Genomic DNA, 19,515 nt, shown 5'->3' with positions numbered 1-19,515 from the left:
TATGCCCCGCCCCCGTGTTCGCCTGGGCGACCTCTCGGTAGGTTTCGTCCAACCGCTGGCTGAGGCTCTGCAAGGCCTCGGTCACGATCCTCAGCCGCTGCTGCGCCGTTACGGGCTGGATGAGACACGCTTGGCCGAAGCCGGTGCGCGGCTGTCGATCCCCCGCTACATGCACTTGGGGCATGCTGCGATCGCGCTGTGCGGGGAGCCTGCTCTGGGCCTGCACATGGGGCGCCTGAGCCGGCTGGCCCAGGCGGGTCTCGCGGGCGTGACAGCCGCGCAGGCGCCTACCTTGGGCGAAGCCGCCCGTACCCTGTTGCGTTTCGAGCCGCTGTATGCCGCCAACTACCGTGGGCATTCGAGTTATCAGGAAGATGCCCAGGGGGCATGGTTGAGCTTCTACTCGATCAGCCCTTATAACGCCTACAACCGTTTCGTGGTGGATTCCCTGCTGACCGGCTGGCTGGCCCAGCTTGCGGCACTGACCGAAACGCCTGTACTGGCCGAGCGCCTGGAAATCGAATTCGAAGCCCCCGGCTACGCCGCCCAGTATCAACCGTTATGCAGTACAGCCGTGCAGTTTGCCGCCAGCGGTAACCGATTGCGCCTGGGCCGAGCCACGCTGGAGCTGGCCAACCCCCAGCATTGCCCGAGCACCTGGCAGCACCTGCTGCAACTGTGTGAAACGCACATGCTGCAGCGCACCCGCGTACGCAGCCTGGGCGAGCGCATCACCCACCTGCTCGGCCCCCTGCTCAACGGGGGCCGTGAGCCCGGCCTGGAAGAAGTTGCACTGCGCCTGCAACTGCCCGCCTGGACCTTGCGGCGCAAACTGGCAGAGGAAGGCACGCGCTTTCGTGACTTGCTCAATGACACACGGCGTGACCTCGCCGAAGCCTATATCCGCGATACGGAATTGACCTTCGGTGAGATTGCCTATCTGTTGGGTTTTGCATCGGCTGAAGCCTTCCAGCGCGCGTTCAAGCGCTGGACGGGCCTCACACCGGGGGGGGTGCGCCGCAGTCAGCGGCAGGTGGGTCAAAGCTCGGTGGCGTCGTCGGCCGGTTCCGGGGTGTCCAGCTCGTAGGCTTGGTACTCGAGCAGCTCTTCCTGATATTCATCCATACCCTGCGTCCTCTTCACTCTTTTATCTTCGTTAGTCATGCCCTCCAGCCTAAGCAGGCTGGATGAAGAACTGATTACAAGCCTATGAGTGGTAAACGTAGCAGGTGTTCAGAAAGTTATCGTCTGAGTATCTGTAACAGCGCATGAAACGCCGTGCTTACGGCTTCTCAGGGCAGATCGTTCAGAGAGCGGGTGCTTGAGCCTCGGCAGGCTGTGCCTCCTGCTGCACCTCGATCGGCGCTGGCGCGGCCGGGGGTGCGACGGGTTGCGATCCCTGGCTGTCGTCAACTACCGGCGCAGCTGGCGCCTCGCTTGCAGGGAGCACCGCCTCAGCTGGAGCTGGAGCTGGGGTTGGCTCTGGTGCCGGTGCTGGTGCTGATGCCGAGGCTGACTCTGCTAAAGGAGCAGCGCTCACAGGCGCTGGTGAAACCTGCTCAGGCAGCCCCAACGCAGGCGCTGTGTTGTTCTCGACCTTGGGTGCCGGCGCTTCAACCTTGGCCTTGCTGACCTTCTTCGCTTTGGGTTTAGGCAAGTAGCTTTCGACCAGCGCAAAGTAACGCTCGTAGAACTGCGGCGCGGTCACGGTCTCGCTGGCGACCTTGACCATGGAATCGTCACTGGAGCCGATAGGCATCGACACCGAACCCAACACACCCACGCCGAGGCTGGCGGACGTATTGGACTTCTTGAGGGCGTAGCGGTCCTGCAGCGCGTTGGCGAACATGGTCGAACGCTGCTCGTCACCGCTGTCGGGCGCGCAGGTCACGCTGAAGCTAATCTGCAGGTGGTTTTCGCTGTTCTGCTGGAAGCTTTTGTTACCGGCTATCTGGTTGGCACCGCTGCTGGTGATGATGTAACCCTGGCTCAGCAGCGCACGCCGGGCAGCCTCGCACGAGCCGGCTTCACTGACCGGGAAGCTGCGCGAGAAGGTGCCTGAGTCATCGAAGTTCTCGTGCTCATAGATGGCGGTTTTTTTCGAGGAGCAACCGGTCACGCCCGCCAGCACCAGGGCCAGCCCGAGCGCACCAAAGACGGATGATCTGGTCATTGCGAATTCCGGGTAAGTCGAGAGGTGCCTATTGTGCATCACAGCGCCCTTGCACTGAAACCGTTCGACGGTGAAGAGTCTGTCAGCATCGTGTAAATGTTGACTTTGCGGCCGCATGAACGAAAAAAGCGACCCTAAGGTCGCTTTCTCGTTTTGCTTCGAAGCGTTCAAGGGGCTTCGAGGCGAAGATGGCGCAGCGGACGGGACTCGAACCCGCGACCCCCGGCGTGACAGGCCGGTATTCTAACCGACTGAACTACCGCTGCGTATCGCTTGGGCTTTCGCCCGGTTGAAACTGTGCTTCCCCTCGCGGTGAACACCACTCAGGTCAGGCACAAAAAAAGCGACACGTAGATCGCTCTTTTTGTTGCTTCGAAGCGTTCAAGGGGCTTCGAAACGAAGATGGCGCAGCGGACGGGACTCGAACCCGCGACCCCCGGCGTGACAGGCCGGTATTCTAACCGACTGAACTACCGCTGCGTATCGTTCAGGCTTGCGCCTGATTGAACTGGGATCAGCCTGAGGCAATTTTGCCTTTGGCTTCAGACCGGTGCCAGGCACCCATCTGTTACTGAAAAATGGCGCAGCGGACGGGACTCGAACCCGCGACCCCCGGCGTGACAGGCCGGTATTCTAACCGACTGAACTACCGCTGCGCATGGTGGCTTATCAGGCCTTGTTCCTCTCCAGCAAGTTGCTTCTGTCGAAGCACCCTGCATCAGGAACGCTCAGGAAGTGGTGGGTGATGACGGGATCGAACCGCCGACCCTCTGCTTGTAAGGCAGATGCTCTCCCGGCTGAGCTAATCACCCTCGCGATGTTGCTTGTTGCGTTTGCTTCGCTGAGGCCGCGAAATTTACGCAGGTGCCGACGCTAAGTCAATACCCCCGTTGGATTTTTTTTGGAGGCAGCGGTAAGCGGCAAGCTGCAAGCTGCAAGAAAAAGCCAGGTGTCGCCCATACGATTCCCGCTCCCCACAAATGACTGAGGGACCTTACGACCGCTCTCGCGACTTGCAGCTCCAAGCTCCAAGCTGCAAGCCGCAAGAAAAAGCCAGGTGTCGCCCATACGATTTCCGCTCCCCACAAATGACTAAGGGACCTTACGACCGCTCTCGCGACTTGCAGCTCCAAGCTCCAAGCTGCAAGCCGCAAGAAAAAGCCAGGTATCGCCCATACGATTTCCGCTCCCCACAAATGACTAAGGGACCTTACGACCGCTCTCGCGACTTGCAGCTCCAAGCTCCAAGCTCCAAGCCGCAAGAAAAAGCCAGGTGTCGCCCATACGATTCCCGCTCCCCACAAATGACTAAGGGACCTCACGGTCCCTCTTGCAGCTTGAAGCTTGAAGCTTGCCGCTCAGGTGTAGATCATCTTGCGGGTCATGCCGCCATCGACCACGAACTCCTGGCCAGTGACGAACGCTGCCTGGCGCGACAACAGCCAGGCCACCATGGCCGCGACGTCTTCCACCGTCCCTACCCTGCCCGTCGGGTGCTGGGCATGGTCGGCTTCGCTCAACGGTTCGGCACGGCGTTGCGCAGGGTCACGCGTATCGATCCAGCCCGGGCTCACTGCATTGACGCGGATTTCCGGGCCCAGGCTCATGGCCAAGGCATGGGTCAACGCCACCAGGCCGCCCTTGCTCGCAGCGTAAGCCTCGGTATCTGGCTCCGACTGCCGGGCACGGGTCGAGGTCAGGTTGACTATCGCACCATTGTGCGCACGCAGGTAAGGCGCGCAGTGCTTGGCCAGCAGCATCGGGCCGTTGAGGTTGACTGCCAGCACACGGTTCCATTGCGCCAGGCTCAAGCTCTCCAAGGTCTGGTTATGCGGGTTGGCGATGGCCGCGTTGCACACCAGCGCGTCCAGCCGCCCGAACTGCCCCAACACCTCGGAAACCCCGGCACTCACCTGGGCTTCATCGGCCACGTCCATGGTGATGAACCAGGCGTTTTCACCCAAGGCCTTGGCAACCTTGGCGCCGCGAGGGCGGTCCAGGTCGCTCAGCACCACCTGCCAGCCCTCGCAGATCAACCAGGCAGCAATGCCCAGGCCGATGCCGCGTGCGGCACCGGTTACCAGTGCTACCCGGCCGTTATGGCCCGGCGAGCCGCCCTTCCAGTCGATCACAGTGCTGCCAGCCCACGCGCAAGGTCGGCTTGCAGGTCGGCGACGTCCTCCAGGCCGACAGCCACGCGGATCAGGCTGTCGCGAATACCTGCAGCCTCACGCTCCTGCGGGGTCAGGCGGCCGTGAGAGGTGGTGGCCGGGTGGGCGATGGTGGTCTTGCTGTCACCCAGGTTGGTGGTGATCGAGATCACCCGCGTGGCATCGATGAAGCGCCAGGCGCCCTCCTTGCCCCCCTTGACCTCGAAACTCACCACCGCGCCGAAGCCAGTCATCTGGCGCTGGGCCAGTTCGTGCTGCGGATGGCTTGGCAAGCCGGCGTAATGCACCTTCTCGACACCCTCCTGCTGCTCAAGCCACTCGGCCAACTGCTGAGCGCTCTGGCAGTGCGCACGCATGCGCAGCTTGAGCGTTTCCAGGCCTTTGGTGAAGATCCAGGCATTGAACGGGCTGAGGGTCGGACCGGCAGTGCGCAAAAAGCCCACCACCTCTTTCATCTGCTCGCTGCGCCCGGCCACGACGCCACCCATGCAACGGCCCTGGCCGTCGATGAACTTGGTCGCGGAATGGAACACGATGTCAGCGCCAAGCTTGAGCGGCTGCTGCAGCGCCGGGGTGCTGAAGCAGTTGTCCACCACCAGCATGGCACCACGGGCATGGGCAATTTCGGCCAGCGCGGCAATGTCCACCAGTTCGGCCAACGGGTTGGAAGGCGACTCGAGGATCAGCAGCTTGGTATTGGCCTTGATGGCCTTGTCCCAACCCGCCAGATCGACCAGCGGCACGTAGTCCACCTGCACGCCGAAGCGCTTGAAGTACTTCTCGAACAGGCTGATCGTCGAGCCGAACACGCTCTGCGAAACCAGCACATGGTCGCCGGCGCTGCACAGGGACATCACCACAGCGAGGATCGCCGCCATACCGGTCGAGGTGGCCACGGCCTGCTCGGCACCTTCCATCGCCGCCAGGCGCTCTTCGAAGGCACGCACGGTGGGGTTGGTGTAGCGCGAATAGACGTTGCCAGGGGTTTCACCGGCAAAGCGCGCAGCCGCATCGGCGGCCGTGCGGAAGACATAGCTGGAGGTCAGGAACAGCGCTTCGCTGTGCTCCGCCTCCGGTGTACGGTTCTGACCGGCACGCACCGCCAGGGTGTCGAAGCCGACACCCTCGAGGTCACTGTCCAGTCGCCCGGCATCCCATTGATCCGTCATGCCGTCGCTCTCCAAATCAGTTGTTGTAGAGGTCGATGATCGCGCTGACCGCCTGGTTCTTCACCTTGGCCAGGTCATTGCGCGCCTGCTCGATGCGGTCGAGATAGGCTTCGTCGATGTCGCCGGTGACGTATTCACCGTTGAACACCGCGCAATCGAAGTGCTCGATCTTGATCTTGCCGCCACCGACCGATTCGATCAGGTCCGGCAGGTCCTGGTAGACCAGCCAGTCGGCGCCGATCAACTCGGCCACCTGGTCGGTGGTGCGGTTGTGGGCGATCAGTTCGTGAGCGCTCGGCATGTCGATGCCGTAGACGTTGGGGTAACGCACCGCAGGGGCCGCGGAACAGAAGTAGACGTTTTTAGCGCCGGCTTCGCGGGCCATCTGGATGATCTGCTTGCAAGTGGTGCCGCGCACGATGGAGTCGTCGACCAGCATCACGTTCTTGCCGCGGAACTCCAGCTCGATGGCATTGAGCTTCTGGCGCACCGACTTCTTGCGGGCAGCCTGGCCGGGCATGATGAAGGTACGGCCGATGTAACGGTTCTTGACGAAACCTTCGCGGAACTTGACGCCCAGGTGGTTGGCCAGCTCCAGGGCGGCGGTGCGGCTGGTGTCAGGGATCGGGATGACCACGTCGATGTCGTGGTCCGGGCGTTCGCGCTGGATCTTCTCGGCCAGCTTCTCGCCCATGCGCAGGCGCGCCTTGTACACCGAAACACCATCCATGATCGAGTCCGGACGGGCCAGGTAGACGTGCTCGAAGATGCACGGCTGCAGTTTCGGGCTTTCAGCGCACTGCTTGGTGTACAGCTGGCCTTCTTCGGTGATGTACACCGCCTCGCCCGGCGCCAGGTCGCGGATCAGGGTGAAGCCGAGCACGTCCAGGGCAACGCTTTCCGAGGCGATCATGTACTCGACGCCTTCGTCGGTATGGCGCTGACCGAACACCACCGGGCGAATGCCGTTGGGGTCACGGAAGCCGACGATGCCGTAGCCGGTCACCATCGCCACCACCGCGTAACCACCGACGCAGCGGCTGTGCACGTGGGAAACGGCGGCGAACACGTCTTCTTCGGTAGGCTGCAGCTTGCCACGCACCGCCAGTTCATGGGCGAACACGTTCAGCAGCACTTCCGAGTCGGAGTTGGTGTTGACGTGGCGCAGGTCGGACTCGTAGATCTCCTTGGCCAACTGCTCGACGTTGGTCAGGTTGCCGTTGTGCGCCAGGGTGATGCCATACGGCGAGTTGACATAGAACGGCTGGGCTTCGGCCGAGGTCGAGCTGCCCGCAGTCGGGTAACGGACGTGGCCGATACCCATATGGCCTACCAGGCGCTGCATGTGGCGCTGCTGGAAGACATCGCGCACCAGGCCATTATCCTTGCGCAGGAACAACCGGCCGTCGTGGCTGGTCACGATACCTGCAGCGTCCTGGCCGCGGTGCTGGAGGACCGTAAGCGCGTCATACAGCGCCTGATTGACGTTCGACTTACCGACGATACCGACGATGCCACACATGCGACGCAACCCCTACTTTGATGAAACTTGAGTGAATAGCGCTCAAGGCTTTGCAGGCCCGAGCAACTGTTCCTTGAACGGGAGATCAGCCGGAGTGCTGATCACCCCACTGGACATCCACTGGCTGGTGAAACCCAGAATCAGGTTCTTCGACCAGTCAGCGACCAATAGAAATTGTGGTATCAGGCGAGATTCCTGCCACCAGGTATCCTGTTGCACCGGCCCCAGGCTGAGCAGGCCGATGGCAACCACCACCAGCAAGGCCCCACGCGCCGCGCCGAAGGCCATGCCGAGAAAACGATCGGTACCGGACAGCCCGGTCACGCGGATCAGCTCACCGACCAGGAAATTGACCATCGCGCCCACCAGCAGGGTGGCGACGAAGAGAATGGCGCAGCCAGCGATGATGCGCATCGATGGGGTCTGGATGTAGCTTTCAAGATACACCGAGAGCGACCCACCGAACATCCAGGCGACTGCACCGGCAATGATCCAGATGAGCAGGGACAAGGCTTCCTTGACGAAGCCGCGCTTGAGACTGATCAGTGTGGAAACGGCGATGATCGCGATGATCGCCCAATCAACCCAGGTAAATGCCACGGTGCTGCCTGCAGACGTTTGAGGCGGCGCATTTTACCAGAGCAAAGGGCCGGGAGTAAGCGGAATGTCAGGCCGATTGGCTTGGCCACGGATGGGCTGCAGAGCAGCCCCTGGAATCAACCGCGTTCTGGCTGGAAACGAACCACGAAGCCCTTGAGCTTCTGCTGCCGATTGATCGCATCGCGCAGGCGCTCGGCCTCGGCACGTTCGATCAGCGGCCCCACATAGACCCGATTCATGCCACCGGCCGAACGGATGTAGGCGTTGTAACCCTGGCTGCGCAGGGTTTTCTGCAGGCTCTCGGCCCCGGCGCGATTGGACAGGCTGGCCAACTGGATAGACCAGCTCACCGGCAAGCCGTTGGCGTCGATTTTCGACGCTGGGCTGGCGCTTGCCGCCGGCGCAGGGGTAGCGGCCGCTTGCGCCTGGGGCTTGGCCGCCGGCTCCGGCGCCTGCGGCTTGGGCTGGACCTGCGCCTGGGTTTGCGGCGACGGCGTGATCGGCTGGCTCGGCGCGGCCACCGGGGCCGAGGACTCATTGACCACCACTGGCGCCTGCTGCGGCTCTTGCGGCAGCGGTTGCGGCTCGGGCACTGCAACCGGCTCTACCTTGACTTCAGGCAAGCTCGGCATCGCCGGTGCCTGCGGGGCCTCCACGCGCACCTGACGCATTTCGTCCTCGCGGGTGAACAGCATCGGCAGGAAAATAACCGCCAGCGCCACCAGCACCAACGCACCCACCATGCGCTGTTTCATCCCTTTATCCAGCACTGCCATCTACTCACCCCTCCAGGGCCTGCTGCCCAAGCCATTCCAGGGCCTCGGCAACACAGAAAAACGAACCGAACAGCAGGATCTGGTCACCCGCCATCGCCTGAGCGCATTGCCCATCAAGGGCGGCGCCGACGCTGGCATAAGACTTCACCGACGCACCGAGGTTCGTCAAGGCGCCGACAAGCTCGGCGGCCGGGCGGCTGCGCGGTGACTGCAAAGGCGCCACCGCCCAGTCGTCGACAAGGCCATGCAAAGGCGCCAACACGCCCGCCAGGTCTTTGTCCGCCAGCAGGCCGAAGACGGCCAAACGCCTGCCCCCGACCGGCCGCACTGACAAGCGACGCGCCAGATACGCTGCTGCATGGGGGTTATGCCCCACATCCAGCAACAGCTCTACGCGCTTGCCTTGCCAATTGAGCGTACGGCGGTCCAGCCGCCCGGTGATACGGGTATCGAGCAGCGCCTGACGGATCTGCCCGGCATCCCAAGCAAGCCCCATCAGCAGGTACGCCTGCAGCGCCAGGGTGGCGTTTTCCATCGGCAGGTCGAGCAGCGGCAGGCCTGACAGCTCCACCGCGGCGCCCTCTGCTGCCGTACCACGCCAGTGCCAGGTGGTATCGGCGCTGGTAAGGTCGAAGTCGCGCCCACGCAGGAACAACGGCGCCGCCAGTTCACGCGCCTTGTCCAACAGTGGCTGAGGGGGATCCAGGTCACCGCACAGCGCTGGCTTGCCCGGGCGGAAGATGCCAGCCTTCTCGAAGGCGACCAACTCGCGGGTATCGCCCAGGTAATCGACATGGTCGACGCCGATACTGGTCACCAGAGCCAGGTCGGCATCGATGACGTTCACGGTATCCAGACGACCACCCAACCCCACTTCAAGCACCACGGCATCCAGCCCGGACTGGTAGAACAACCAGAATGCCGCCAGGGTGCCCATCTCGAAATAGGTGAGGGAAATCTCGCCTCGGGCGGCCTCGACGGCAGCGAAGGCTTCGCACAGGCGCTCATCACTGGCCTCCTGGCCGTCGATCAGCACCCGTTCGTTGTAACGCAACAGGTGTGGCGAGCTGTACACGCCAACCTTCAACCCCTGGGCACGCAGCAACGACGCCAGGAAGGCACAGGTCGAGCCTTTGCCGTTGGTGCCGGTGACCGTCACCACACGAGGCGCCAGCTTGCCCAGGGCCAACCGTGCAAGCACCTTTTGCGAACGCTCCAGCCCCATGTCGATGGCCGAGGGGTGCAACTGCTCGAGGTAGGCGAGCCATTCGCCCAGGGTTCTGTCTTTCATCAGGCGACCGCAGCGGCCTCGCGTGCCTGCTCGGGTGTTTCCTGGCCGGTCATCTGCGCCAGCAGGCGAGCCAGGCGTGGACGCAGATCGCCACGCGAGATGATCAGGTCGATGGCACCGTGCTCCAGCAGGAACTCGCTGCGCTGGAAGCCTTCAGGCAGCTTTTCGCGCACGGTCTGCTCGATCACGCGCGGGCCGGCGAAGCCGATCAGCGCCTTTGGCTCACCGACAATGACATCGCCAAGCATCGCCAGACTGGCGGAAACACCGCCGTAGACCGGGTCGGTCAATACGGAGATGAACGGAATGCCCTCTTCGCGCAGGCGGGCCAGCACGGCCGAGGTCTTGGCCATCTGCATCAGCGAGATCAGCGCTTCCTGCATGCGCGCACCACCGGAGGCCGAGAAGCAGATCATCGGGCAGCGGTTTTCCAGGGCATAGTTGGCAGCGCGGACGAAACGCTCACCGACGATGGCGCCCATGGAGCCACCCATGAAGGAAAACTCGAAGGCACTGACCACGATCGGCATGCCCATCAGGGTGCCGCTCATGGAGATCAGCGCGTCCTTCTCGCCGGTCTGTTTCTGGGCACCGACCAGACGGTCCTTGTACTTCTTGCCATCGCGGAATTTCAGGCGGTCGACCGGCTCCAGCTCGGCGCCCAGCTCGGCACGGCCCTCAGCATCGAGGAAGATGTCGATGCGCTGACGTGCGCCGATGCGCATGTGGTGGTTGCACTTGGGGCAGACATCGAGGGTCTTTTCCAGCTCCGGACGATACAGCACGGCCTCACAGGCTGGGCATTTGTGCCACAGGCCTTCTGGCACCGAGCTCTTCTTCACCTCGGAACGCATGATCGAAGGGATCAGTTTGTCGACTAACCAGTTGCTCATGCTTTATTTCTCCAGTATTGGCGGGCGGGGACCAGTCTGGCCGGCCATGCCCTGCCCTTTGAGCTCAAATTCTTCTGTCAAACGATGACGGACCGGCCACAGGGGCTGCCTGTGTGCCGCACCGTCGTCAACGTATTCTTTGGCCAACCGGCATGCCGGCAGCCGCCCCGCAGGGCTGCGATAGTTATGGACGATGGCCCGCCGCCAGCCGTCACATCTGGCATCACGCCTGTTTCACCGCGCGCATGAACGCTTCGATCTTCGCCGCGTCCTTGATGCCCTTGGCCTGCTCCACACCACCACTCACATCCACCGCATACGGCCGCACCTGGGCGATGGCCTGGCCGACGTTGCTGGCAGACAAGCCCCCGGCGAGAATGATCGGCTTGCTCAGCCGTGCAGGCACCAGCGACCAGTCGAACGCCTCGCCGGTACCACCGGGCACCCCGGCGACATAGGTGTCGAGCAGGATGCCACGCGCACCGGCATAGTGCCGGCAGGCAGCCTCCAGATCGTCACCTGGGCGTACGCGCAGCGCCTTGATCCACGGGCGGTGATAGCCTTCGCAGTCAGCCGGGGTTTCGTCGCCGTGGAACTGTAGCAGGTCCAGCGGCACAGCCTCGAGGATCTCGTTGAGTTCGCAGCGCGAGGCGTTGACGAACAGGCCGACCGTGGTCACGAAGGGCGGCAGTTCGGCCATGATTGCCCGCGCCTGGCGCACATCGACGGCGCGCGGGCTTTTGCCATAGAAAACCAAACCAATGGCATCGGCCCCTGCCTCGACGGCGGCCAGCGCGTCCTCTATGCGGGTAATCCCGCAGATCTTGCTGCGAACATTGCTCATGGACTGCAAACCCTGAGAAACCACTGAAAGGCCCGATGGTAGCAAAAGCGTTTTCGGCCGTCAGTCGGCCAACGCCTCGTAGCCGGTCAGAAAGTGTGGGCCGATGTAACGCTGTGGCAGCTGGAATTCCTCCGGATACTCCACCTGAACCAGGTACAGGCCGTAGGGATGGGCCGTTACCCCGCCTTCGCGCCGGTTGCGCCCTTCCAGCACTTCCCGAGCCCAGCCCGCAGGGCGCTCGCCTGCACCGATGGTCATCAGTACACCGGCGATATTGCGCACCATGTGGTGCAGGAAAGCAGTGGCCCGCACATCCAGCACGATCATCTGCCCATGACGGGTGACCCGCAGGTGATGGATATGCTTGATCGGCGACTTGGCCTGGCACTGGCTGGCGCGAAAGGCACTGAAGTCGTGAGTACCCAGCAGGAACTGCGCAGCATCGGCCATGCGCTCCACATCGAGCGGGCGGTGATTCCACGTCACTTCCTCGGCCAGGTGTGCCGGGCGGATCGGGTCGTTGTAGATGACATAACGGTAGCGCCGGGCGGTGGCCTTGAAGCGCGCATGGAAATCCGCAGGCATCGGCCGCGACCAGACCACACTGATGTCGTGGGGCAGGTTGAAGTTGGTGCCCAGGGTCCAGGCGCGTTCGTCACGATTGGCGCGGGTATCGAAATGCACGATCTGCCCACAACCATGCACACCGGCGTCGGTACGCCCGGCGCAGACCACCGTGATGGGCTCGTTGGCCACTTTCGACAGTGCCTGCTCCAGCGCCTGCTGGACACTGGGCACACCGCTGGCCTGGCGTTGCCAGCCGCGGTAGCGCGAACCCTTGTATTCCACCCCCAGGGCGATGCGGGTGAAGCCTTCGGCGGCCGATTCGGTGGCAGCGGTGTCGATGATGTCCAAGAGCGTGAAACCTGTGGGGCAATACGAAGTGCCGGGGATTATAACGACAACGGCAGCCTTGTTGGGCTGCCGTTGGTTTCAAGCTGCGGGTGAGGCCTTCAGACCAGCCGGGACAGCATGTCTTCGGCTTCCAGGCGCTGTGTATCGTCGCCATCCTTGACCACTTCATCGAGGATGTCGCGCGCCCCCTGATGGTCGCCCATATCGATATAGGCACGCGCCAGGTCGAGCTTGGTAGCCACTTCGTCGCTGCCGGAGAAGAAGTCGAAGTCCAGATCGTCCAGGGGTTCCGGCTCCTGGGCAGCGTCCTCAGCGGTGAAGTGCGGTTCCAGCGACGGCGACTCGAGGTTCTGCGACAGCTTGTCCAGTTCGGCGTTGACGTCGCTCAGCTCGGAAGCGAAGCTCTTGGCGGCCGGCGACTGGTCATCCAGCGACAGCGACAGATCGAAGTCTTCTGGCAGCTCCAGCTCGGAAATCGGGTCGAACTCCGGGATGGAATCGAAAGCGGCCAGTTCGGCAGCGACGTCGACCGGCTCTTCCTCAACCGGCTCGGCAACGCTCGGCTCACCCACGTCCAGATCGAAGTCCGCCAGGTCGTCGACGCTCTGCGGTTCAGCCTGAGCCTGCGCCAGCAAGGCTTCGAAATCGGCGTCGGCGTCTGCTTCCTGTGCGGCAGGGTCAGCGACGGCGGGCGGCTCATCATTTGCCTGCACATCCGTCAACGCAGCTTCATCGAGCATCGGCGGTTCAAGGTCGCTCAGGGGCAGATCGTCACTCAGCTCAAGGTCGAAGGCACTGTCCGGGCCGTTGTCATCGAGGGCAGGCGTTTGAGCGTCGGCCTCGGTTTGCGGTTCTGCTTCAGGCTCGGCATCGACCTCTGCCGGCGATTGCGGCTGATCCTGCAACAGCTCCTGCACGTACTGCTCATCGAGCTCGGCAGCCAGCGCCGCAGCCCCCACCCCCGCCGCGGCAAGGCCGAGCATGGCTGGGTAATGCTCCTTGAGCTGACTGACCTGCGCGATATTCTCTTCGCTGGCCGGCAGCTTGCGTTCCTGCTCCACGAATGCGCTGTGGTCACCCTGGCGCGCATAAACCTCCATCAGCTTCAACCGCAGGCCATCATGCTCCGGTTGCGCAGCGACGGCTGTTTCCAACAGGTCGGCCGCATGATTCAGACGGCCGCGGGCCAGGCTCTGCTCGACCTCGGCCAATAGCTCGGCGTTCGGGTCCTGCTCCGGTAATGGCGCGGCGACGGGTGCCGGGGCAACCGGTTTTTCCGCGGCAACGGCTGCAGCAGCCGAGGCCGCCACCACCGCCGGCGACAGGGTTACGGCAGGCGCCGACACCTGCAGCTCATCGAAGCTGCTCGCAGGCAGGTCGAGGTCGGGGTTACGCTCGCCCTCCTCAGCCAGCGCCCGCGCCATACGCAGGTGCTTTTCGGCCTCCTGCTGGGCTTTACGTCGACGCGCCAGCAGCACCAGCAGCAACAGCACGAGGAATGCGGAGCCTGCGATCAGGGCCAGTAGCAGCGGGTTCCCCAGGATGTCATCCAGCGCACCCGGCTGCTGGCCGGCAGGGGCATCCTCGCCCGCCGTGGCAGCGCCAGGCGCGGTATCGACGGCAGCCGGCGCCGGTGCCACGACGGGCTCGGCAGGCGGTACCTGGGCGTTGTCGGCAGGCTGCACCGGGGCCGACTCACCCGGCAAGGTGGCGGCAGGTGCGGGCTGCCCGGCGGCACCCTGTGCCTCCAGGCGAGCGAGCTGGTCATTCTTGAGCTGAATCAGGCGCTGCAGCTTGTCCAACTGGCTCTGCAGGTCGCTCATCCGGCTTTTGAGTTCTTCGTTGTCACGACGGCTGGTGTCCAGGCTCTCCTGGGCCACGGCCAGCTTGTCGTTGAGCGCCTTGGCATCGCCAGCGCCAGGCTGGTTGCCAGGGCTGACCAGGCGCAGGTTGTCACCCTGGGCGATACGCTCGGGCGCCGCATCGGCAGCGCCGCGGCGGGTAGCGTCAAGCTGCCGGGCGCGCGGACCAAGGCGCCGGCCCTCACGCCATGCAGCATACTGTTCGGCCACTTCGCGATTGGCTTCGGCCTGGGGGATGCTCTGGACCTGCTGCTGATCAGGCAGGCGCAATACCTGGCCGACCTTCAGCTGGTTGATGTTGTTGCCGATGAAGGCATCCGGGTTCAGCGCCTGAATGGCGATCATGGTCTGCTGCACCGACCCACCGTTCTGGGTATTGCGTGCAGCAATCTGCCAAAGGGTATCGCGCCGCTTGGTGGTGTAGCTGCCGGCGCTGCTGGTTGCCGGGGTGACATTGGCCGCGGCAGGCTGCTCGCCCTGGGCCTTGGCCTGGTCGAGCAGCACACTGTAGTCACGCAGCAGACGGCCCTGGGGCCACATCACCTGCACCAGAAACTTGACCACCGAGCCCGGCAGCGGCTGGCTGGAGGTAACCCGCAGCACGCTCTTGCCATTGGGGTTGATCACCGGGGTGAAGGTCAGGTCCTCGAGGTAGCCCGGGTATTCCACCCCGGCCTTGCTGAACTCTTCCGGCGGCGCCAGGCTTGGTGCCACTTCGGCAGCGGTGAGGTCGCGCACATCGAGCAATTCGATCTCGGCGTCCAGCGGCTGGTTCTGCGCCGATTTGAGCGTCAGTTCACCCAACCCCAAGGCATTCGCCATGCCAGATGACAGCGCCGACGCTGCCGCCATGGCCAGAACCAGTTTGCGAATTCGAAGCATGACCTCATCCCTTGTATGAATCGTCCCAAAACCGCGTGCGGTGCGGGACAAAAGTGCTCGCCAGTATCTTTTACGCTATGTGTTTAATCAACAATTGCGCCACCTGCACGGCGTTGAGCGCAGCGCCCTTGCGCAGGTTGTCGGTGGTCAGCCACAGGTTGAGCTGCTGGTCTTGCTCAACACCATGGCGTACACGACCAACATAGACCACGTCTTGCCCTACTGCGTCCCCTACCGGGGTCGGATAATCATCTCGCTCGACCAGCTCGACACTGTCGGCACCCTCCAGGGCAGCATTGACTGCAACCAGGTCCACAGGTTTACGGCTCTGTACCGCCACACTGAAGCTATCGCCAAAAAACACCGGGACTTGAACGCAGGTCACGGAAATCTTCAGTTCAGGCTGCCCCAGCAACACCGGCAGCTCAGCGACCAGCCGGCGCTCGAGTGCCGTGTGGCCCAGCTCGTCTGCCGCACCGACCTGGGCCAGTACGTTGAACGCTACCTGGCGGTCGAAGAAGCGTGGCTCCAGTGGGCGGGCGTTGAGCAGTTCGGCGGTCTGCCGGGCCAGTTCATTGACAGCCTCCCGGCCCTGGGCAGACACCGCCAGCGCCGCCATGACCTGCACGCGCTCGATGTCCAGCAGCCCCTTGAGTGGCGCCAGCGCGACGGCCAAGGCAACGGCTGCGGCACTCGGGCTGGCGATGCACGCCGGCAGCGCCAGGCCGGCGATGCACTCGGCGTTTGCTTCAGGCACGACCGCAAGGGCGTCATCCAGGCCACCAGACAGGTCGATGACCGTGCAGCCGGCCCCATGGGCCTTGCGGGCAAAGCTACGGCTGACGGCTGGGCTGGCGGCGAAGAAGGCCAGTTTGACCTGGGTGAAATCGAAACTGTCGACTTCACGCACCTTGATCTTCTTGCCAGCGAACATCACGCTGCTGCCCGCCGACTCCATGCTGGCCAGCAGGTGCAGCGTGCCGACCGGGAAGTGCAGTTCTTCGAGAATCTGTACCAAGGTTTCACCGACGCTACCGGTGGCGCCGACGACGGCGATGTCCAGGGGTTGGGTCATGGAGAGGATCCTTTTGCTGTAACGGCGGGGGGCGGCACTTTACTCGGATTGTAACGTTTTGTCTGTGCTGGCCCTACCGGGGCCGGGGCAGGCACAAAAAAACCCGCGCTGTCACCAGGGCGGGTTTTCGGTGCAACGCAGAACGATCAACGCTCCAGCAGAATCCGCAGCATGCGGCGCAGCGGCTCGGCAGCGCCCCACAGCAACTGATCGCCAACGGTGAACGCGCCCAGGTACTGCGAGCCCATGTTCAGCTTACGCAAACGGCCCACCGGAATGTTCAGGGTACCGGTGACGTTGGTCGGGGTCAGTTCCTGCATGCTGATCTCGCGCTGGTTCGGCACCAGCTTCACCCATGGGTTGTGCTGGCTGATCATGCCTTCGATATCGGCCAGTGGCACGTCCTTGTTCAGCTTGATGGTCAGCGCCTGGCTGTGGCAGCGCATGGCGCCGATGCGCACGCAGATGCCATCGACCGGGATCGGGCTCTTGAAGCGGCCGAGGATCTTGTTGGTCTCGGCCTGGGCCTTCCACTCTTCACGGCTCTGGCCGTTGGGCAGCTCTTTGTCGATCCATGGGATCAGGCTGCCGGCCAGGGGCACGCCGAAGTTTTCGGCCGGGTAGGCGTCGCTGCGCATGGCCTCGGCCACCTTGCGGTCGATGTCGAGGATGGCGCTGGCCGGGTTGGCCAGGTCATCGGCCACCGCCGCGTGGGTAGCGCCCATCTGCTTGATCAGCTCGCGCATGTTCTGCGCACCGGCACCGGACGCCGCCTGGTAGGTCATGGCGCTCATCCACTCGACCAGGCCCGCTTCGAACAGGCCACCAAGGCCCATCAGCATCAGGCTGACGGTGCAGTTGCCGCCGATGTAGTTCTTGGTGCCAGCATCGAGCTGCTGGTCGATCACCTTGCGGTTGACCGGATCGAGCACGATGACGGCGTCGTCCTGCATGCGCAGCGACGAGGCAGCATCGATCCAGTAACCCTGCCAGCCAGCTTCACGCAGCTTGGGGAACACCTCGTTGGTGTAGTCGCCGCCCTGACAGGTCAGGATCACGTCGAGGGTCTTGAGTTCTTCAATCGAATAAGCGTCCTTGAGCGGAGCAATATCCTTGCCCACGCTCGGGCCCTGGCCACCGACATTGGAGGTAGTGAAGAACACCGGCTCGATAAGGTCGAAATCCTGCTCCTCCAGCATCCGCTGCATGAGCACGGAACCGACCATACCGCGCCAACCGATCAGACCTACACGTTTCATCGCAACTACACCTTTGCTAAAAGTGGGCCGCCACCGACCAAAAACGGTGGCGGGCCAGAGAGATTACAGATTCCGCAGCGCTGCGACTACTGCGTCGCCCATTTCCTGCGTACCTACCTTGCTGCAACCGGCCGACCAGATGTCGCCGGTACGCAGGCCCTGGTCCAGAACCTGGCTCACCGCCTGCTCGATGGCCTCGGCTGCGGCCTGCTGGTTGAAGCTGTAACGCAGCATCATCGACACCGACAGGATGGTCGCCAGCGGGTTGGCAATGCCCTGGCCGGCGATGTCCGGCGCCGAGCCGTGGCAAGGCTCGTACATGCCCTTGTTGTTGGCATCGAGCGACGCCGAAGGCAGCATGCCGATCGAACCGGTCAGCATGGAAGCTTCATCCGACAGGATGTCACCGAACATGTTGTCGGTCACCATCACGTCGAACTGCTTGGGCGCGCGCACCAGCTGCATGGCGGCGTTGTCGACATACATGTGGCTCAGTTCAACGTCCGGGTAGTCCTTGGCAACGTCCTCGACCACTTCACGCCACAGCTGGCTGGAGGCCAGGACGTTGGCCTTGTCCACCGAGCACAGCTTCTTGCCACGCACGCGGGCCATGTCGAAGCCGACGCGGGCGATACGGCGCACTTCGCTCTCGCTGTACGGGAGGGTGTCATAGGCCTGCCGTTCGCCGCCTTCGAGCTCACGCTGCCCACGCGGGGCACCGAAGTAGATGCCGCCAGTCAGCTCACGGACGATCAGGATGTCCAGACCCGAAACGATTTCCGGCTTGAGCGACGAGGCATCAGCCAGTTGCGGGTAGAGGATGGCCGGGCGCAGGTTGGCGAACAGGCCCAGCTGCGAGCGGATTTTCAGCAGGCCGCGCTCAGGGCGGATGTCACGCTCGATCTTGTCCCACTTCGGCCCGCCCACCGCGCCCAACAGCACGGCATCGGCCTGGCGCGCACGCTCCAGGGTCGAGTCGGCCAGCGGCACGCCATGTTGGTCGATGGCAGCACCGCCGATCACGTCATGCGCAAGGCTCAAGCCAAGCTGGAACTTGTCGTTGGCCAGCTCCAGCACCTTGACCGCCTCGGCCATGATTTCCGGACCGATGCCATCACCTGGGAGAATCAGAATCTGCTTGCTCATGCTTTCCTCTATCCATTCAAGCGGCGCGGCCAGCCCGGCCGCACCGTAAAAAACTCAGCGCTCGGCCCACAACACGATGACATCGGTGCTGAACGAGCCATCGGCTTCAATCTGGTAATACTGCCGCACTTCCTCGCCCATGGCTTGCTGCAACTGGCGTATGGCCACGCGCAGCGGTTCGGGCGTGCGCATGCGCTCAACCCACGAGCTCCATTCCAGGCGCAGGCGCTGGCGCGTGTGGCTGCGGGTATGCAGGCCGGCTTCGCTGACCTGGCGCTGCCACTCGGCGGCAGAATAATCGCGTACGTGGCTGGTGTCGCGCAGCACTTCAACCGTTTGCAAATAGGTATCGAGCAACGGGCTGCCCGGCGACATCACGTCGATGAACGCCGCCACCCCGCCCGGCTTCAGCACGCGGCGCACTTCACGCAGGGCCACGCCCACGTCGCTCCAGTGGTGCGCCGAATAGCGGCTGAAGACGTAATCGAACGAGGCATCGGCGAACGGCAGGCGTTCGGCGGCACCGCACTGGGTGCTGATATTGCCCAGGCCGCGCTCGGCAGCGGCACTGGCAACCACGTCGAGCATCGACTGCGACAGGTCGTAGGCGACCACCTCTGCCACCAAAGGCGCGATGTGGAAGCTGACATGGCCGGCACCACAGCCCAGGTCCAGCACGCGGGCCGCACCCTGCCCGGCCAGCTCGGCTTGCAGCAGGGCAAATTCACGGCCCTGGGCATGCACGGCGCTGCTGAGGTAGGCACTGGCCTGTTCGCCAAACTGGCGTTGGACCACATCGGTGTGGGTGGTGCTGGTCATGGGCGCGTTCCTTTTGATTTTGGGTTGTCTCGACGGCCGCAATCGCCGGCAAGCCGGCCCCCACACAGCCCCCACAAGCGTCAACACCTGTGCAGGACGTGTGGCAGCCGGCTTGCCG

General features: G+C 63.4%; 16 protein-coding genes and 4 tRNA genes. 1 reads left to right on the top strand and 19 read right to left on the bottom strand.

What is annotated here, in order from left to right:
- The first annotated feature begins 1 nt into the window (after position 1).
- The gene (locus ABRP30_RS07890; RefSeq protein WP_241803069.1) at positions 2-1,087 is read left to right on the top strand and encodes an AraC family transcriptional regulator; all 1,086 of its coding nucleotides are present in this window, start codon (positions 2-4) and stop codon (positions 1,085-1,087) included.
- Positions 1,088-1,306: 219 nt separating this feature from the next.
- On the opposite strand, the gene ABRP30_RS07885 is transcribed toward ABRP30_RS07890, so the two are convergent.
- From ABRP30_RS07885 to ABRP30_RS07795, 19 genes are all read right to left on the bottom strand, one after another.
- On the bottom strand, positions 1,307-2,173 hold the full coding sequence (locus tag ABRP30_RS07885; protein WP_267822135.1) for a DUF2242 domain-containing protein: 867 nt from the start codon (positions 2,171-2,173) through the stop codon (positions 1,307-1,309).
- A gap of 189 nt (positions 2,174-2,362) precedes the next feature.
- A tRNA-Asp gene (locus ABRP30_RS07880) sits at positions 2,363-2,439 on the bottom strand.
- A 137-nt stretch (positions 2,440-2,576) separates the two neighbouring features.
- Positions 2,577-2,653: transfer RNA gene (locus tag ABRP30_RS07875), tRNA-Asp, on the bottom strand.
- A 99-nt stretch (positions 2,654-2,752) separates the two neighbouring features.
- Positions 2,753-2,829, bottom strand: a tRNA-Asp gene (locus tag ABRP30_RS07870).
- An 80-nt stretch (positions 2,830-2,909) separates the two neighbouring features.
- Positions 2,910-2,985 (bottom strand) — tRNA-Val (locus tag ABRP30_RS07865).
- Between the two features lie 546 nt (positions 2,986-3,531).
- On the bottom strand, positions 3,532-4,305 hold the full coding sequence (locus ABRP30_RS07860) for an SDR family oxidoreductase (protein ID WP_241803067.1): 774 nt from the start codon (positions 4,303-4,305) through the stop codon (positions 3,532-3,534).
- The gene (locus ABRP30_RS07855; protein ID WP_267822133.1) at positions 4,302-5,513 is read right to left on the bottom strand and encodes an O-succinylhomoserine sulfhydrylase; all 1,212 of its coding nucleotides are present in this window, start codon (positions 5,511-5,513) and stop codon (positions 4,302-4,304) included. The genes ABRP30_RS07860 and ABRP30_RS07855 overlap by 4 nt, the downstream gene beginning before the upstream one ends.
- A 16-nt stretch (positions 5,514-5,529) precedes the next feature.
- A complete protein-coding gene (purF, locus tag ABRP30_RS07850) occupies positions 5,530-7,035 on the bottom strand; it encodes an amidophosphoribosyltransferase (RefSeq protein WP_012313469.1) in 1,506 nt (501 codons plus the stop codon).
- A gap of 42 nt (positions 7,036-7,077) precedes the next feature.
- Positions 7,078-7,635, bottom strand: a complete 558-nt coding sequence (locus tag ABRP30_RS07845) for a CvpA family protein (RefSeq protein WP_012313468.1) — start codon at positions 7,633-7,635, stop codon at positions 7,078-7,080.
- A gap of 116 nt (positions 7,636-7,751) precedes the next feature.
- Entirely contained in the window at positions 7,752-8,411 is a 660-nt protein-coding gene (locus ABRP30_RS07840) for an SPOR domain-containing protein (protein WP_267822131.1), read from the bottom strand.
- Between the two features lie 4 nt (positions 8,412-8,415).
- Positions 8,416-9,702: a bifunctional tetrahydrofolate synthase/dihydrofolate synthase gene (gene folC / locus ABRP30_RS07835; RefSeq protein ID WP_349976625.1), complete on the bottom strand. Its 1,287-nt coding sequence runs from the start codon at positions 9,700-9,702 to the stop codon at positions 8,416-8,418.
- Positions 9,702-10,595 carry an acetyl-CoA carboxylase, carboxyltransferase subunit beta gene (gene accD / locus ABRP30_RS07830; RefSeq protein WP_267822127.1) on the bottom strand — a complete coding sequence of 298 codons (894 nt, stop codon included), beginning with the start codon at positions 10,593-10,595 and terminating at the stop codon, positions 9,702-9,704. The genes folC and accD overlap by 1 nt, the downstream gene beginning before the upstream one ends.
- 223 nt (positions 10,596-10,818) lie before the next feature.
- On the bottom strand, positions 10,819-11,439 hold the full coding sequence (locus tag ABRP30_RS07825) for a phosphoribosylanthranilate isomerase (protein ID WP_349976626.1): 621 nt from the start codon (positions 11,437-11,439) through the stop codon (positions 10,819-10,821).
- A gap of 60 nt (positions 11,440-11,499) precedes the next feature.
- Positions 11,500-12,354: a tRNA pseudouridine(38-40) synthase TruA gene (gene truA / locus ABRP30_RS07820; protein ID WP_012313463.1), complete on the bottom strand. Its 855-nt coding sequence runs from the start codon at positions 12,352-12,354 to the stop codon at positions 11,500-11,502.
- 98 nt (positions 12,355-12,452) lie between these two features.
- A complete protein-coding gene (locus ABRP30_RS07815) occupies positions 12,453-15,098 on the bottom strand; it encodes a FimV/HubP family polar landmark protein (protein ID WP_349976627.1) in 2,646 nt (881 codons plus the stop codon).
- Positions 15,099-15,168: 70 nt separating this feature from the next.
- The gene (locus ABRP30_RS07810) at positions 15,169-16,173 is read right to left on the bottom strand and encodes an aspartate-semialdehyde dehydrogenase (RefSeq protein ID WP_349976628.1); all 1,005 of its coding nucleotides are present in this window, start codon (positions 16,171-16,173) and stop codon (positions 15,169-15,171) included.
- A 146-nt stretch (positions 16,174-16,319) separates the two neighbouring features.
- Positions 16,320-17,432, bottom strand: a complete 1,113-nt coding sequence (gene asd / locus ABRP30_RS07805) for an aspartate-semialdehyde dehydrogenase (protein ID WP_241803058.1) — start codon at positions 17,430-17,432, stop codon at positions 16,320-16,322.
- Positions 17,433-17,495: 63 nt separating this feature from the next.
- A complete protein-coding gene (gene leuB / locus ABRP30_RS07800; protein ID WP_241803057.1) occupies positions 17,496-18,578 on the bottom strand; it encodes a 3-isopropylmalate dehydrogenase in 1,083 nt (360 codons plus the stop codon).
- Between the two features lie 54 nt (positions 18,579-18,632).
- Positions 18,633-19,397: a class I SAM-dependent methyltransferase gene (locus ABRP30_RS07795; protein WP_349976629.1), complete on the bottom strand. Its 765-nt coding sequence runs from the start codon at positions 19,395-19,397 to the stop codon at positions 18,633-18,635.
- Between the last annotated feature and the right edge of the window lie 118 nt (positions 19,398-19,515).

The sequence above is a fragment of the Pseudomonas sp. WHRI 8519 genome (assembly GCF_040224055.2).
Classification (GTDB): Bacteria; Pseudomonadota; Gammaproteobacteria; order Pseudomonadales; family Pseudomonadaceae; genus Aquipseudomonas; species Aquipseudomonas putida_X.
Note: the sequence above shows the minus strand (reverse complement) of the source record. Positions and strands in the feature narration are given on the sequence as shown.